The 15,634-nt window shown below is 47.7% G+C and carries 15 protein-coding genes and 3 tRNA genes; 6 read left to right on the top strand and 12 right to left on the bottom strand.

Annotated features, from left to right (window positions below; genetic code table 11):
- The first annotated feature begins 55 nt into the window (after window positions 1-55).
- The gene (locus C9I99_RS09445; protein WP_107348625.1) at window positions 56-322 is read left to right on the top strand and encodes an acyl-CoA-binding protein; all 267 of its coding nucleotides are present in this window, start codon (window positions 56-58) and stop codon (window positions 320-322) included.
- Between the two features lie 138 nt (window positions 323-460).
- Here C9I99_RS09445 and C9I99_RS09440 read toward each other — a convergent pair whose 3' ends face one another.
- Both C9I99_RS09440 and C9I99_RS09435 read right to left on the bottom strand, forming a co-directional pair.
- A complete protein-coding gene (locus tag C9I99_RS09440) occupies window positions 461-2,137 on the bottom strand; it encodes a wax ester/triacylglycerol synthase family O-acyltransferase (RefSeq protein WP_107348624.1) in 1,677 nt (558 codons plus the stop codon).
- A gap of 131 nt (window positions 2,138-2,268) precedes the next feature.
- Window positions 2,269-2,631 (bottom strand): phasin-related domain-containing protein, encoded by a 363-nt coding sequence (locus C9I99_RS09435; protein WP_166645421.1) that lies wholly within the window; start codon window positions 2,629-2,631, stop codon window positions 2,269-2,271.
- 344 nt (window positions 2,632-2,975) lie between these two features.
- On the opposite strand from C9I99_RS09435, the gene C9I99_RS09430 reads away from it, so the two are divergent.
- The 3 genes from C9I99_RS09430 (at window position 2,976) to C9I99_RS09425 (ending at window position 6,284) form a co-directional block, all read left to right on the top strand.
- On the top strand, window positions 2,976-5,219 hold the full coding sequence (locus C9I99_RS09430; protein ID WP_107348622.1) for an acetyl-CoA hydrolase/transferase C-terminal domain-containing protein: 2,244 nt from the start codon (window positions 2,976-2,978) through the stop codon (window positions 5,217-5,219).
- 75 nt (window positions 5,220-5,294) lie between these two features.
- Window positions 5,295-5,438, top strand: a complete 144-nt coding sequence (locus C9I99_RS27195) for a hypothetical protein (protein WP_166645420.1) — start codon at window positions 5,295-5,297, stop codon at window positions 5,436-5,438.
- Between the two features lie 240 nt (window positions 5,439-5,678).
- Window positions 5,679-6,284 carry a LysE family translocator gene (locus tag C9I99_RS09425; protein WP_107348621.1) on the top strand — a complete coding sequence of 202 codons (606 nt, stop codon included), beginning with the start codon at window positions 5,679-5,681 and terminating at the stop codon, window positions 6,282-6,284.
- Window positions 6,285-6,328: 44 nt separating this feature from the next.
- On the opposite strand, the gene C9I99_RS09420 is transcribed toward C9I99_RS09425, so the two are convergent.
- From C9I99_RS09420 to C9I99_RS09380, 9 genes are all read right to left on the bottom strand, one after another.
- A tRNA-Cys gene (locus tag C9I99_RS09420) sits at window positions 6,329-6,402 on the bottom strand.
- Window positions 6,403-6,474: 72 nt separating this feature from the next.
- A tRNA-Cys gene (locus tag C9I99_RS09415) sits at window positions 6,475-6,548 on the bottom strand.
- Between the two features lie 72 nt (window positions 6,549-6,620).
- Window positions 6,621-6,694: transfer RNA gene (locus C9I99_RS09410), tRNA-Cys, on the bottom strand.
- Window positions 6,695-6,991: 297 nt separating this feature from the next.
- Window positions 6,992-7,624 carry a bifunctional 4-hydroxy-2-oxoglutarate aldolase/2-dehydro-3-deoxy-phosphogluconate aldolase gene (locus C9I99_RS09405; RefSeq protein ID WP_107348620.1) on the bottom strand — a complete coding sequence of 211 codons (633 nt, stop codon included), beginning with the start codon at window positions 7,622-7,624 and terminating at the stop codon, window positions 6,992-6,994.
- A 22-nt stretch (window positions 7,625-7,646) separates the two neighbouring features.
- Window positions 7,647-8,540 carry a sugar kinase gene (locus tag C9I99_RS09400; RefSeq protein ID WP_208113397.1) on the bottom strand — a complete coding sequence of 298 codons (894 nt, stop codon included), beginning with the start codon at window positions 8,538-8,540 and terminating at the stop codon, window positions 7,647-7,649.
- Window positions 8,541-8,667: 127 nt separating this feature from the next.
- Window positions 8,668-10,158, bottom strand: a complete 1,491-nt coding sequence (locus C9I99_RS09395) for a sodium:solute symporter family protein (protein ID WP_107348618.1) — start codon at window positions 10,156-10,158, stop codon at window positions 8,668-8,670.
- 301 nt (window positions 10,159-10,459) lie between these two features.
- Complete coding sequence (locus C9I99_RS09390; RefSeq protein WP_107348617.1) at window positions 10,460-10,852, bottom strand: RidA family protein; 393 nt, start codon at window positions 10,850-10,852, stop codon at window positions 10,460-10,462.
- Window positions 10,853-10,905: 53 nt separating this feature from the next.
- Window positions 10,906-12,345, bottom strand: coding sequence for an N-acyl-D-amino-acid deacylase family protein (locus C9I99_RS09385; RefSeq protein WP_107348616.1), 1,440 nt, complete (start codon window positions 12,343-12,345; stop codon window positions 10,906-10,908).
- Window positions 12,346-12,412: 67 nt separating this feature from the next.
- The gene (locus C9I99_RS09380; RefSeq protein WP_107348615.1) at window positions 12,413-13,276 is read right to left on the bottom strand and encodes a MurR/RpiR family transcriptional regulator; all 864 of its coding nucleotides are present in this window, start codon (window positions 13,274-13,276) and stop codon (window positions 12,413-12,415) included.
- 173 nt (window positions 13,277-13,449) lie between these two features.
- Here C9I99_RS09380 and C9I99_RS09375 point away from each other — a divergent pair, with 173 nt between their 5' ends.
- Both C9I99_RS09375 and C9I99_RS09370 read left to right on the top strand, forming a co-directional pair.
- On the top strand, window positions 13,450-14,724 hold the full coding sequence (locus C9I99_RS09375) for an amino acid deaminase (RefSeq protein WP_107348614.1): 1,275 nt from the start codon (window positions 13,450-13,452) through the stop codon (window positions 14,722-14,724).
- A gap of 254 nt (window positions 14,725-14,978) precedes the next feature.
- Window positions 14,979-15,179: a hypothetical protein gene (locus C9I99_RS09370; protein ID WP_107348613.1), complete on the top strand. Its 201-nt coding sequence runs from the start codon at window positions 14,979-14,981 to the stop codon at window positions 15,177-15,179.
- Between the two features lie 26 nt (window positions 15,180-15,205).
- Here C9I99_RS09370 and gloA2 read toward each other — a convergent pair whose 3' ends face one another.
- Window positions 15,206-15,589, bottom strand: a complete 384-nt coding sequence (gene gloA2, locus C9I99_RS09365) for an SMU1112c/YaeR family gloxylase I-like metalloprotein (RefSeq protein WP_107348842.1) — start codon at window positions 15,587-15,589, stop codon at window positions 15,206-15,208.
- Window positions 15,590-15,634: the final 45 nt, after the last annotated feature.

The following is a 15,634-nucleotide window of genomic DNA, read 5'->3' as shown; positions in this document are numbered from 1 at the left end:
CAATTATCTCTGCACACTATTTCGTGCTGGCTAGGAACAAGTAAAGGATCACATCATGGCAGATTTAAAAGCGAGTTTTGAACAAGCTCAAGTTGACGTTAAAGCACTGACTAAGCGCCCATCTAACGATGAGCTACTCGCACTCTACTCTCTGTTCAAGCAAGCTACAGACGGTGACGTTAAAGGCAAACGTCCAGGTATGTTTGATTTCAAAGGCGGCGCAAAATACGACGCTTGGGAAAAACTAAAAGGTATGGATGCAGAAACCGCAATGCAGCAGTATGTCGACAAAGTTGGCGAACTGACTGCGGCGTACGCGTAAGCCGTACTGAGAAGCTCCACACTCTCAAACAAAGGTCGCATTGCGGCCTTTTTTTTTGTCCTTCTTAACCCACACTCTCCATGAAAAAGGCCTGCGTAAGCAGGCCTCATCATTCATTTCAAGCAACAACAATTAGCACTAACTAGCACTCTTCGCTTTTCTTACTCTCACTTTTTTTGGCGCTTGGTTGAGATCGTCTTGGTTGGTTGCCGGGGTTTCCGGATCAATCTCAACCGTTGCCGATAGCATTTCGGTCAATTTCGCCAGCTGCTTTTCAAGCTCTTCAACTTTACGTTGCTTTTGCTGGTAGAGCTTCTCAAACTCATCATCTTCCGGCGTCAGAGATTCCTGGGCTGCTTCAACAGCAAGCTCAACCGCTAATGATTCGTCATGCTGGTAACCCAACTGCTCGGCCACTGCCTGCGCAGCAGTTTCCATCACTTCTTGCTCAATCTCGGCAAACGCATCACACATGTAGTCCGTGATCACATCGAAGCCCGGTAGCGATTGGTTACATGCCACCAGCGAGAAGTACATCATGTCGGCATTACTGAAGAAAGTGATATTCAGAGTCTGACCCGGCATCAACAATGATACTGGGTACTGCTCACGCACTTTGGCACCCATGAAATAAAGCTCTTCTTTGGCCCCTGGCACGTTGGATATCAACAAGTTACTAGCAGGTGGAATGAAATTATTCAGGCCGAACTTACCACTGAACAGGGATACGCCATTAACCAATATCGAGTAATTGATATACGCATCCGGTGAGATATTCAATGCTTCATTTTTCAGGTCCGTCGTCGCATGCTGAATCGATTCCAGACGCTCAAGAGGTGACAAGCCCTGCTTACCCAGCTCAACATGGCCAATTGACATCTTGTTGCCTGACTTACCTTCTTCACCTTTCGCACGCAAATTCATCGGCATCATCGCGACCAGAGGTTTGCGGATAGGGATCGCACGATCATTCAGGTAGCGGTTAAGCGCGATATCACTGATGGTAAACAGGATATCGTTCATTGATGCCCCAGTGATCCGGCTGATGTGCTTAAGCTGAGAAATGGAAAAATGGCCCAAGCTAACAGCACGGCTACGTTTAGGGCTTAAGTTAAACGGCGTTTTAGGTGCAGTAAATGGGACTTTCAAGTCACAATCAGCAAGGTTTACCGCTTTTAGCGCCAACTTGCTACCTAACCGAAACATGGATGGGAGCAACGAGATCTGCTTGGTGGCCGCGACCGCCGTTTTCATTACCGTATCGGTAAGGTGTGTTTCCTCACGGCGTTGGCGTGGTGTTTTTCTCAAGTCACATTGCCACAGAGGCTTAGTGAATGACTCTTCAACCGATGTGGCACAGCTTTGCGTAAAAATCTTACTGGCTTTCACACCGTCTGCCATTGAATGGTGAATTTTCAATACCAGTGCCACTCGATTATTCTCAAGGCCACCAATCACCCAGACCTCCCACATGGGACGGCTGCGATCCAATACTTGGCTGTGTAGTCGCCCGACGACCTGCTGCAACTGCTGCTCATTACCAGGCGATGGTAGCATGGTAATGCGAAGGTGATCGTCCAAGTTAACGTGATTAACCGTGGTCCAACTAGGGCGGCCTGTTAGCGACCAGTTTAGTTTCCAATTGAATGGGGGCACCACTTCAGTCTGCTGAAGAAAGCTGGCGTATAATTCTTGAGCGTAGGTCCCGGCATGCTCTTTAGGCGGGTCAAGAATAACCAAACCAGTAACATGCATAGGGGTTTTTGCCGTTTCAAAGGCAATGAAGCTGAAATCCAGCAGAGACAAACTCGGCATAAATCTTTTCCTTTTTTGCGTTGTGGCATGGTCTGATTGATGGCGTAAACTGCTCTTATATCGTATCGCGGTGTTACCACCACCAATCAAGGTCTGTCCCTTTGCCATTGTCGCCTAATGTGTACAGTCCGTTACTTTGCAGCCAGTTTTTCTACAATCTCTTGTAGGTGGTCAACTTTCTTCTCAAAATTACTCATACGATCGCGGTCAATACCGCAAGTCGAATTAAAACCACGGTTGAATTGCGATTCAGCTTGACCAAACAATCCGCGCTTGGTGTCTTGTATGCGCTCAACCATTTCAGTTTCCACTTCACTGCCTTTAGAAACTAAATCTTGCAGTTGCTTAGTTATCATATGCTGCGCCATACCGACTTGCTCGGTACCTTTGCTGTATGCACCAAGCCCAGCCCAAATGACAGTGCGAACTGAAGATTCACCCATCTGGGTGGCCGATTTAACACTACCAATAAGTTTTTTAGGGTTAATCATCATTTTATCCTCAACAAATCAGAGAGATGTAGTACCCAAATAACTTGGGAATACTCGATGCTTCAACCCTACCAAGCAGAATTAGATCAATCTTTCTAATTCAAGAAAGGAATTGGTAAGTTGCTCACACATCTTCCTACAGATGAAAATCACTGGCTTCAACGTATAGCAATACACTAGCAATGCTCATTGCCCATACACGTGACAAAAGTCCCAAAACAAGACAATGAGTAAATTTGGGGCCTTTTTTACCCAAAAATAGAGTGAACGCTCTAAGTTCAGGGGTAACAATGGGGAGATAACAACTATAAGAACTTATATGAATAACATCGAACAAGGAATGCACTATGTCAGTTTTAGAAATCGTAGATTCATCATACCCAACCTCACCCCTTGATACGTCTGTCCACCCCGATAAAGCTCCCGCTACTGTCGTTGCCACGGCTGACGAGATGGTTGATCAAATCATTGCGACAGTGGGTAAGAATATTGTTTTGGGTGCTCCGCTTGCTATCGGTAAGCCTGTTAGTTTTGTTAACGCGCTTTATCAGCGAGCCAAAAAAGACCAGAGTATTAACCTGCGCATCGAAACCGGGATCACCCTTGAAAAGCCCGTAGGTAAAAGCAAAATCGAACGCGGTTTTCTGGAACCTTTTGTTGCCCGTGAGTTTGCTGACGTGCCAGACATCGACTACGTCATGGATCTTCGGGCAGGCAAAGTACCAAGTAACGTCACCATCAGTGAGTTCTTCTTCAAAGCCGGTAGCTTCATGAACTCGCCACAACAGCAGAACTACACCTCTACCAACTACACCCACGCCGTTCGTGACTTACTTGATAAAGGTGTTAATGTTATCGGTCAGCTGGTTGCCGCCCGTACTATCGACGGCGTAACGACCTACAGCTTATGCAGTAACTCCGATCTCGCTTTGGATTTTATCCCTGAAATCAAAAAGCTAAATGCACAAGGCCGAAATATCGCTATTATCGGTGAAGTAAACAGCAATATGCCATTCATGCAAAATCATGCTGAAGTGGCTAGCTCTGCATTTGATTTCATTTTGGATGGCAATAGCCTGCCAGATCACAAAGACTATCAGCTGTTTGCAGCGCCTCATGCCAGCATCTCAGCTGAAGATCATATGATTGGCCTCTATTCCAGTGCCCTGATCAAAGATGGCGGTACCCTGCAGGTTGGGATTGGTTCGCTCAGTAGTGCACTTAGCTATAGTGCCTTGGTACGCCATCAGAAAAACCGCATCTACAACAAGATGCTATCTGAGCTCAATGTCTACGAAAAATTCCCTATCTGTAAAGAAGTGGGTGATACTGGCGTATTCGAACAAGGGCTTTACGGCTGTAGCGAACTGATGGTTGATGGTTTTGTACACCTATACCGAGCCGGTATCTTGAAGCGCGAAGTATTCGAAGATCTCACTATCCAACGCCTGCTCAATGATGGTTTGATTAATCATGATGTCTCTGTAATCACTTTGCTCGCACTACTAGAGCGAGAAGCGATTTCAGCCGAGTTAACAGCCGCAGATGTGACTTACCTTAAACGCTTTGGTATTTTCAACAACAAGGTCGATTACGTTGACGGTAAGCTAGTCACCACCGACGGAACCAGCAAAGCCAATATCCAAGACAAAGATGCTCTGGAGTGGATCACCAAATACGCACTCGGCCAACGCCTCAAAGGCGGCACGGTCATGCACGGTGCTTTCTTCATTGGCCCTAAAGACTTCTACCAAGAGCTGAATAACTTTACTCAGGAAGATCACGACAAGTTCTGTATGACCAGTGTGAATTATGTCAATGACTTGTACGATCACTTCCTTGGCAACCAACAGCTCAAACAAGCTCAGCGCCAACATGCTCGCTTTATGAACTCAGGCATGATGGTGACGCTGGATGGCTCAGTGGTATCTGATGCACTTGAAAACGGTCAAGTCGTTAGCGGTGTTGGCGGGCAGTACAACTTTGTCGCTCAGTCAGGGCAAATGCGTGAGTCTCGTTCTATCATCAAGATCCGCAGTTGTTCGTTCCGTAAAGGCAAATTGCGCTCGAACATTCTGTTCAACTACGGCCACAATACCATTCCACGCCAGTTGCGTGATATTGTGGTAACGGAATACGGTATTGCTAACCTCCGAAGCAAGCCTGATCACGTGGTATACACCGAGCTGATCAAGATTGCCGACTCACGTTTCCAGCAGCAGCTACTAGAAGAAGCCAAAGCCGCAGGTAAAGTAGCCAAGGATTACCAAATCCCGAAAGAGTTCGCCAATAACACCCCGGAGGCTATTCAAGCTTTCTACAAGAAGTACACCGACCAAGATATTTTCGGGCCATTCCCATTTGGCTGTAGTTTTACCGAACAAGAGCTGAAACTTGGCAAAGCCTTAAAAGCGTTGAAGTCTAAGTGCGCAACACCAGCAGGCAAACTAAAAGCAATCGCTCAATCTTTGTCTGCACCTAAAGCAGGCCACGATGTAGACATTCTGCTTAAGCGTGTCGGTCTCGACAAACCTGAGAGCCTTCAAGAAAAAATTACACGCAAGTTAGTGATCGCTGAACTAGTGAAGTGATCATTGCGTTAATAAAGACTGGGTCCCCGACGGCCCAGTTTTCTTATATAGCAATAGAGAGCAATGAGGTATTCAATGTCGAAGAAAAGTAAAGAAATGGCGCTGTGTCCGTATGCCGCCGTGTGGGGATGCCCAAAATGTCCGGTTAAGAAAGTCTGCCCAGGGAAAACAACCATCGGTGATCAGCCGATAAAGCGTAAGGAAGATTCTCACAAGTAACCCATAATTTTATCTCCCAGGTGCAGCCCTACCTGCATCTGGGATTTATACAAAAACAAGATTTACTCAAGCCCCTCAAGAATATTGTCTCATCTGTTATAACCTTCTAAAAAGCATATGCTTTCTTCTGGCACATAATATCCACCCCTGACTATGATTAAAATAAAACCACCGAAAGTCATAGCCCCAGTAGCGTCAATATACAGGGGAAAGGCGGTGAGTCTCTGAGGGGGGAAATCTATGGAAATGATGAAAGCCATTCTGTTTGGTATTATCTTGTCATTAACCGTCGGGCCAATAGCCATTTTGGTGCTCAACAATGGGATACACCATGGTTATGTGGCAGCGGTTCGAAGCGCTGCTGGAGCAGCCTTGGCGGACTATTGCTACGCATTGATCAGCTTCGTATCCGGCAGCCTGCTGATCAGCCAACTCGACCAATACCATTATCAGATCATTCTGCTCTCATCTTGGGTACTTATTTTCATGGGGTTCTATATGATGTTCAACGCCATGAAAAATACCAAGCTGCTCGCAAAGGTACATCGCCCGGCCAAAAAACTCGGGTTCCGTTCAGCCTTTTACCTCACCCTTGCCAATCCTATCGCCATCATCGCTTTGTCGGCATTTATTGGTCATTCTACCGAGCAAGTCGATTTAATCTTTGCCATGCAGTTAGCTGGCGCCATCTTTTTTGGCAGCTTAACCGTTCAGTGCCTACTGGCCCTTTCCGGATTTGCCTTCAAGGATGATGACAGCATCACCTTTCCCTTCTACCTACAACTGTTAGGCGGGTTGGTCATTTGCTTGTTTGGGGTCAATAATTTTATCGAGTTGGCAGGATGAATACATACAAAAAAGGCCTAGCGTTACCGCTAGGCCTTCAATGATGGAGGCGCGTCCCGGAGTCGAACCGAGGTCCACGGATTTGCAATCCGCTGCATAGCCACTCTGCCAACGCGCCAAATTGTTCAAACTCACCCACTAGGCGGTTTGTTCGGTTGCTGCCACCCACAAGGCACCAGAACCTGATATATGGAGGCGCGTCCCGGAGTCGAACCGAGGTCCACGGATTTGCAATCCGCTGCATAGCCACTCTGCCAACGCGCCAAATTGTTCAAACTCGCCCATTAGGCGGTTTGATCGGTTGCTGCCACCCACAAGGCATCAGAACCTGATATATGGAGGCGCGTCCCGGAGTCGAACCGAGGTCCACGGATTTGCAATCCGCTGCATAGCCACTCTGCCAACGCGCCATCAATTTTATTCTTACCGCTCGATTCGGCCAATGCCGCTGCGGTACGGAGGTGTAATTTACTGATTTTCAGGGATGAGTCAAACAAAAATACAATAACTTGCGTCAACTGAACAATTTCCAACACATCAAGCCAAAAAAACGACCTCTTTCGTATGGAATACCATCAATTGCTGTTTTGACTAAGAAAGGTTGATAGTAGCAGAATCCGATCACTTTGCTATATGCGCTGCAAACCAAAAGAGGCCCACCAGAAGTGGGCAACTAACAAACACAATTTCGAGGTGAGAAACCTCAGTTATTCACTGACTAATTCAACCGCTTCACGAACCAAACGGCCAATTTCGTCCCACTCGCCATTTTCAATTAGCTTTGGCGCCACCATCCAAGTACCGCCGCAGCAAATCACCCGTTCGATAGCTAAGTAATCACGCACATTGGCCTTACCGATCCCCCCCGTAGGCATAAAGGACACATCCACGTAAGGTGCCAGCAGCGACTTGACCATGTTGATACCACCTGATGCTTCAGCTGGGAAAAACTTCAAGAACGTCAATCCCAACTCCAACGCTTGCTCAACTTGGCTTGGGTTGTTGACGCCTGGTACCATCGGGATCCCTTGCTCTTGGCAATAGCGAACCGTATTAGGATTAAGGCCAGGCGCAACCACAAACTCAGAACCGGCCGCTTTTGCTCGGTCAACCTGCTCAGCATTCAGGACTGTCCCTGCGCCAATGCACATCTCTGGATAGGCTTCACGCATCAAACGGATAGCTTCAGCTGCGGCTTCAGTGCGGAATGTCACTTCTGCAACCGGCAAGCCATTTTCGACTAGAGTCTTCGCCAGAGGCACAGCCTGAGACACATCGTTGATTTGAATAACAGGGATAACTTTGAAGGCTTTTAATTTCTCGATGATTTGCTGAGACATGTTCCAATGTTCCTATAATCTTTTACATTAAATCGTTCATTGCATCTGCCGGAATAATCGCGCCGGGATGCTGAATAACAATTGAAGCTAACTGATGACCCAGTTCAGCTGCCGTGGTTTCGCTGCCACCACTTAAGCGGCCAGCCAAATATCCTGCAGCAAAAGAATCACCGGCGGCACAGGTATCAATCACTTTTTCGACTTTGTTTGCCGCGATATATGACTCATGCGGATGGGCAGATTGCAGCTCACTAACAACTAAGCATGGCTCGCTTCCACGTTTAATCACCACTTCCTGACACCCGAAGGATTGGCATCGGTCAATAATATCTGTCTGCCCCCAGACCAAGTGATCATCATCTTCAGTGATCAAAGCAATATCCACAAACGGCAGAACTTGTGAATACCAATACTGAGCTTGCTTTGAGGTCCATAATTGAGGACGGAAGTTATTATCGAATAATACTTTTCCGCCTTTCGCCTTGTGTTTTTCCAACAAGGTGATCAAGGTTGCTTTGGCATCTTCAGCTAAAATCGCCACACTGATCCCGCTGATATACAAGGCATCGAATTCATGTTTTTCGATAGCTTGCTCAAGCGGTGATGTACCGCTGGCAAAATAAAATTTCGCCGCACTGTCGTTGCGCCAGTAATGAAAATGACGCTCACCGTTTGGCTCGGTTTCAACCAAGTAAAGGCCCGGTAACTTATTCTGTAGTTTGCACACCATCGACGTTTCGATATTTTCATGCACCCAAGCATTCAACATATCCTGGCTGATGTTATCAATACCCAAGGCCGTAGCGTAGCTGACAGCGATATCACGGCTCGTGCCCAGACGTGACAAGTACAGCGCGGTATTAAGCGTATCGCCACCAAACGTCCGTTGTAGCGGTTGACCACTGAGTTCAACCATACACTCACCAAAAAAAGCAATTTTCACACTGCCACCTTTCTATTTATTCGAACTGTTATTAAAGCGTAATTGAAGATGCAGGCCTTACATCACAACAAAGGCCTGCATTTTGACGAGTTTTAGAAGATTATTTTGCAGTGGCTGGTTCAGCGTTGATGCCTTGCTCTTCAGGCTTTTCCATCTCTGCGCGCTCTGCATCAAGGATCGCCTTGGCTTCTTCTTTAGAAACCGCATTGGCTGGCGTTACTAGGCTCACTACCACACCGGCAATCAAAGCCGTTGTCACGGATGGGATCACCGGGTTACCCCAGAATGCCGTCCACTCCGCATTGAACATGATAGAGAACGATGCTGCCGATGCACCTGCTAAGGTCGCCAGTGCACCCTGCCAGTTGTAGCGGCCCCAGAAGCGACCCAACATACCGCACACGAACATGCCAGACATTACCGTTGAAATCATCTTGGTGATGTAGCTGATAATGTCATTTGAGGTCAGGGCGAACAGTAGTGCCAAACCGATACAGATAACCAAAGCGATACGCGAGTAAGTCACCATCTTGTCTTTTGACGGCACTTTGCCGGTAAACATGATGTAGATATCACGCAACAGGATAGAAACACCAGCAATCGCATCAGAGCTGGCGCTCGACATGGTTGCTGATAGACCAGCGATCAGAACAATCATGCCGATACCCACTGGAAGTACAGTGGCTGCCACATACGGGAAGGCAAAGTTCGCATTGTTCAGTTCAGGGTTAATCGCATGCGCTGACATACCGATAACCGCAGGGATGATAGAGAAGAACAAGTACAGTACACCCGACATCACGAACGAGCGGCGGATAGTCGGGACATCTTTACCCGAGTAGATACGCTGGCGGAAAGAAGGCGTTGCCAAGATACCCACACCAACCACTAGTGCCAATGATATGCCCGGGATCATGCCCAGCTTTTGCAAGCCAAGGAAGCTAACCGACGAAGGCTCCATGGCCGCATACAGGTTGTCTAGGCCACCAATGTGGTCAACCGACATTACCGCCATCAAAATGAAGCCACCAAAGAGAATTACGGCCTGAATGGTATCGGTCCAGACTACCGCAGTGTATCCACCGATAACAACGTATATGGTGAAAGCAGCGGCAATAATCAACTTCGCCGTGTTGATATCAATATCTGCAATCCAGGCAAGGTACATACCGCCACCTAGAATGTGGGCCCCCAACCAGCCGATAGAGGCGGTAAAGATCAGAATGCCCACGACATTTTTGACAACTTTGTTGGCACCGACATAGTAAGACAGCTCTTCACTCATGGTCATGAAGTTCAGCTTACGTACTGGGGCAAACCAGTAGGCGAGCAGTAGAATACCCAATGCACCGCCGATGCCGTATAGTGCACCCGCCCAGCCATTGTTGTAGCCAAAGCCAACCGCCCCCATACTCGAGCCTGTACCCACCATGGTGGCTACTGTGGTACCCAGTACCAAAAATAGCGGAAGACCACGACCTCCAAGTAAAAAATCTTCGCCTGATTTCTGGTTACGCGATACAAACCATCCTAACCAGATTAAAAAAACCACATACGCACCGAAACCGGTGAGAAAGAGTGTACTGTTCATCCCATACCTCTTATAATTTTAAATCCAGCCTGAACGGCTGGTATATGCTTTTATTTGCTTGGGGATAGTCTCATCACTTACTACCCCATGAATTACTGAACATTCAGTATTTTGCTTTTTTAGGGTTGGTACTTTGCCAACCTTTTTTCTTTGGCCTTCCGGCTCTTGTTGTAATAGCTCGCCAACGTCCGTTGTGGTCTGCGCCTTTTAACCAGCGCTATTGACCTGCGTCTATCAAGTAGGCTTCTGTTGACCCCGCGACTTTATTGTTTATATGCGGGGCCCGAAGATAATGCCTGAATTAACGACGATCTTCGCGGTAGCACGTCACATCGACTTCAACTTTTACGTCAACAACCAAGTCACATACCATGCAGATACGTGCCGGTGGGTGCTCACCGAAGAACTCTTTGAACACCTTGTTGAATGACTGGAAGTAACGTGAATCTGTCAGTACCACTTTCACGTGTACGACATGTTCCAAGCCGTAGCCTGCTTCTTCCATGATATCGACACAGTTCTGAATCGCTAGGCGCGACTGATCAACGATGCCACCTTCAACTACTTCGCCGTCTGTCATCGGTGTTTGACCAGAGACATACAGGAAACCACCCGCCTGAGTTGCACGAGCAAAAGGTAGGTGCTGACCGCCAGTGCCTGTACCGCCTTCGATGCCGTAGCGTGTGATAGTCATAATTTTTTTCTCCAACGTTGTGTTACTGAGTTCAATTTGCTGTCCCTGGGTGTTTAGTCCTGGTGACGGTGTAAAAAACGACCATGGCGGTTATTACTCACCTGACCGTCTTGATAACTGATGCAGCCATTAACCATGACTACGTCAATTCCTTTCGCTGCTGCAATCGGATTTTCGAAACTTGCAACATCGATAATGGTATTGGGATCAAACATCACGATATCGGCATAGGCCCCTTCGCGGATTTCCCCTCTATCTTTCAGGCAGTAGCGCTTAGCCGACATACCTGTCATTTTGTGAATCGCCTGCCCTAAGGAGAACAACTGGCGTTCACGGCTGTAATAGCCCAGCACCCGTGGAAACGATCCCCATAGGCGCGGATGTGGGTGTGGGTCATTTGGCAAGCCATCTGAGCCCACCATGGTTAATCGGTATTTAAGTACCCGCTCAACATCGGCTTCATCCATACAGTGGTATACCGCGCCTGCTGGCTGAAGTTGCTCGGCCGCTTCCATTAAAGGCAGATTCATATCATCGGCAATCTGCTTGAGCATCTTCCCAGCATGCTGCGGGTGGCTCTCTGACCAAGTGATAAAAATGTCTATCTCATCGGTCACTTGCTTGAGATCAAGCGTTGATGAACTGGCTGAATACGGGTAGCAATCGCACGCGACATCTTGGTGCTTGGCCGTTTTTTCCATCAAGTTGAGTACTTCAGCAGTGCGCCCCCAGTTGCCCGCTCCGGCACATTTGAGGTGAGAAATCACCACAGGCACCTTGCCATGCTTACCTGTTGTAAAAGCTTCCTCCATTGCATCGAGGATCTGCTCGAATTCAGTACGCATATGAGTGGTATAGATGCCATCGAACTCAGCCAGCTCTTCGGCTAGGGCCATCACCTCTTCGGTTGGCGCCTGCTTTGCAGAGGCGTAAGCTAACCCTGAGCTTAATCCCAATGCACCCTGTGCCATTGCATCGTGGAGCTTGGCTTTCATTGCCGCGATCTCTTCGCTCGATGCTGCCCGGAACAAATCATCCATTTCGTTGTTACGCAAAGTGGTATGGCCCACCAGCGCAGCAACATTCACAGCAGGTTGAGCGGCCATGACGGCCTCGGCGTAAGAAGCAAATGTTGGGTATTTAAAGTCTTGCTGCTTACCTAACAGGTTCATTGGATCCGGTGGATCACCAGCTAAAATCGTCGGTGACGCGCTGATCCCACAGTTACCAACGATGACGCTGGTGACCCCTTGACTGATCTTCGGTAGGCAATCGGGGTAGCGGATCACATTGGTATCATCATGGGTATGGACATCTATAAAGCCCGGCGCCAACGCCTTACCCTGTCCATCAATGATCTCAGCAGACTCACACCTAGCAAGATCCCCTATAGCTGCAATACGATCCCCTGTAATAGCAACATCGGCGTTGTAAGGCTCACTACCCGAGCCATCAACAACTTGAACATTTCGGAAAACGGTATCGAACTGCATGAAACTTCCTTCTTTATGACGCTAATTCTTCACAACCGTTAGCCCGAACTGTTCGGTCTAGGTTGTGTCAATCGCCGAGAGGCTGTCTATCCTCTCCACCCCGGTGACTGTCTAGTGCCAGCTTCAAGCGGCGCAGCTTATCTCGGGTTCGGCGTTTGTGGCTCAAGGCCAGCTCCGTGGACAACACATCAATCAAGGCCATCATGGCGTAACGTGATGCCGACGGTTTGTAAATAAAATCGGTTTCCTTGGTCACTATTGGCAATACCAAATCACTGACTTCAGCCAATGGCGACTCTTTCGGTGTAATTGAAATCACTTTCAAGCCGTATTGCTTGGCAATCGATGCTGGCTCTACCACTTCTGGTGTGTAGCCGGTAGCGGATATCACCACCATCACATCATTGGCATCGGCGGTTGAAGCCACCATTCTTGCCAGCAAGCCATCGTTGTATGCCGTTACCGGGTAGCCCAAACGGAACAAGCGGAACTGCAACTCCTGCGATAGCATTGTTGAACCACCACCCATACCGACGGCCAAAATTTGGCGAGCGTTTTGCAAAATGTCGACGGCGGTTGCAATGTCCTGCTCATCGACAACCTTGCGATTTATGTTGATCACATTTTTGATCGACTCATACACCCCTTGGATACCCGACTGATCTGGCGATTCATGAATGAAGCGCTGACCAATTGCCAATGACTGCGCCAATTTGAGCTTCAGATCGCGCACATTCTTACAGCCTACGGCTTTGGCGAAACGGGTGATCGTGGCTTCACTCACCCCAGCTTCTTCTGCCATCTGGGTAATGCTATACCCCGAGGCAGCAGCCAAATCATCAATCACCAACATGGCGACTTTCTTCTCGGCTTCCCGCAACTGCGAAAAACGCTCAGTAATTCTTGAAACGATATCAACTTCGATTGTCACGGCTTTCACCTTTCTCTCGACAGGGCAAATAGTAATTTCAGGGCAGGTTAAAAACAGTGAGAAACAGCACAAATAGACCAGTAATGTTTGATACTTTCTAACACCGATAATATTATCATCACGCCAAAAGGCAGTAACAACAAGCCCTGAGGGCTATGTTAGGAGAATAATAAATGACCCAAGCAAATAAAAAGCATGTTAGTAAATACCAAGACACCCATCACAAAAAATTTCCCGTAGGGACTAAAGGGATATGGGTGGATGAAAAAACGGAGGGAAAATACAGCCTAATTAACGAGGAAATAAGCTTACCTGCAGCGGTTATCAAGCAACAATCCATCGATAACAACCTTAACTGGATGCAACAGTTTGCTAACCACCACAGTGTGAAGTTATCGCCACATGGCAAAACAACCATGACCCCAGCTTTCTTTGAGCAACAACTTAAAGCTGGCGCCTGGGGCCTCACGGTCGCGACAGCGCCTCATGCTGAAGTTGCCGCAGCTGCGGGTGCCAAGCACATCATGATGGCAAACCAGCTTGTCGGCAAAGCTAACATGGCGATGATCAAACGCTTATTAACCCAGCACGATATTAACTTCTATTGCTGTGTTGACTCCCAAGCCAATGCCGAGCAACTGTCTGAATACTTTGCAAGCTCAGGCGTTACTGTCCAGGTACTGATCGAATTCGGTGTCGAAGGCGGACGCTGTGGTTGCCGCACACCAGAACAGGTGGTCTCGTTGGCACAATACATTGACGCATTGCCGGGCATTACCCTTGCGGGTATCGAAGTATATGAAGGCGTGATCCATGGCGATAACGCCGAGCAGGCTATCCGTAATTTCTTGGCAACGACTGTAAAAACGGTCGAGCAACTCAAGGAAAATGGGTTAATCCATCTTGATAGACCAATAGTGACCGGTGCGGGATCTGCTTGGTATGACGTGGTGGCCGAAAGTTTCACTGACTGCCAGCACTTGTTGGCGATCATCCGCCCTGGATGTTACTTGATCCACGACACCGGTATCTACCAAGACGCCCAAAACAATGTGATGGCAAGAGCGCAAACTAACCAAGGTTATGCGTGTGATCTTGGTGGCGATCTTGAATCAGCGCTGGAGGTATGGGCCTATGTGATCTCCCGTCCAGAGCCGGGAAAAGCGGTGATTGCTCTTGGCAAACGTGACGTGGCTTTTGATGCAGGCCTGCCAATTCCTGAGCGAGGCTACCGCGATGGAAAAAGTATTGAGGTAGGCGGTTTGCAAGCCACTGCAATTATGGATCAGCACACATTCGTCACCGTGCCGGAAGGTCGTGAGCTTCATGTAGGTGATGTGATTGCCTTTTCCACCTCTCATCCGTGTCTAACATTTGATAAGTGGAAATACATCTGTATTGCCGATGAGGAACACCAAGTAACCAGTGTGGTGGAAACCTGCTTCTAGCGGATGATGCATCCAATTTAGAACAACAAGCCCATGAACTAGACCCATAGCCGCGTTGATTACTTTCCCATCATCGCAGCGGTTATAATTCAGGCAGCAATACATCTATTGCTGCCTATTCATTCAAATGCACAATTAAACCAACTAAAACCCTGTTTTTAATGAGGTTTATTATTGATAATCCTTTGTCAGATAAATTGGAATGTGTATTATCCCTACATAATTTCACGTGCCACAAAGGATTAGGCCTGTTTATGAATTTCACTTATCTTATTGAAGGTACGCTATTTGGTTTGATCGTACTGCTTATTGGCTTGGCAGGCGGTTTCTTCTTTACCATGGCGACGGTAAAGCCCGCAGAAGGGAAGAGTATTGTTGAATCTCGTATCGAATTCGGATTTTACGGCGTGGCCAGCTTAGTCTTCGCCGGCCTGCTTACGGATATTATCAGCTAACATTTCCTTGCTTTTATATGTCTCATTTAAGCTTGATAAAGCTCTAGCGGTAACCCATCCGGATCTTGAAAAAACGTATACGGTTTGCCCGTGTATTCATCGATCCGGACTGGTTCTACTTCTATCCCTCTTGATTCTAAATACCCACCCACTTGCTCAACCGAGTCCACGACAAACGCTAAATGGCGCAGTCCCCTTGCTTCTGGAAAACTCGGTCTTTCTGGCGGATTAGGGAACGAAAACAACTCTATCTGGCTGTTATCTGGTAGTTGCAGATCTAATTTCCATGAGTCTCTTGCCTCGCGGTAGTGCTCAGCCAATACAGTTAAGCCAAGAATATCAACGTAGAATGCTCTCGAGCGGTGATAGTCCGAACAGATAATTGCAGCATGATGAATCGCCTTTAACATGAATAACCCTTTATTAATCATTAGTATAAGTAAGAAATTTTCACT

It is taken from the genome of Photobacterium lutimaris, assembly GCF_003025555.1.
Classification (GTDB): domain Bacteria; phylum Pseudomonadota; class Gammaproteobacteria; order Enterobacterales; family Vibrionaceae; genus Photobacterium; species Photobacterium lutimaris.
The sequence above is the reverse complement of the archived record's forward strand: the minus strand, read 5'-3'. Positions and strand labels throughout refer to the sequence as shown.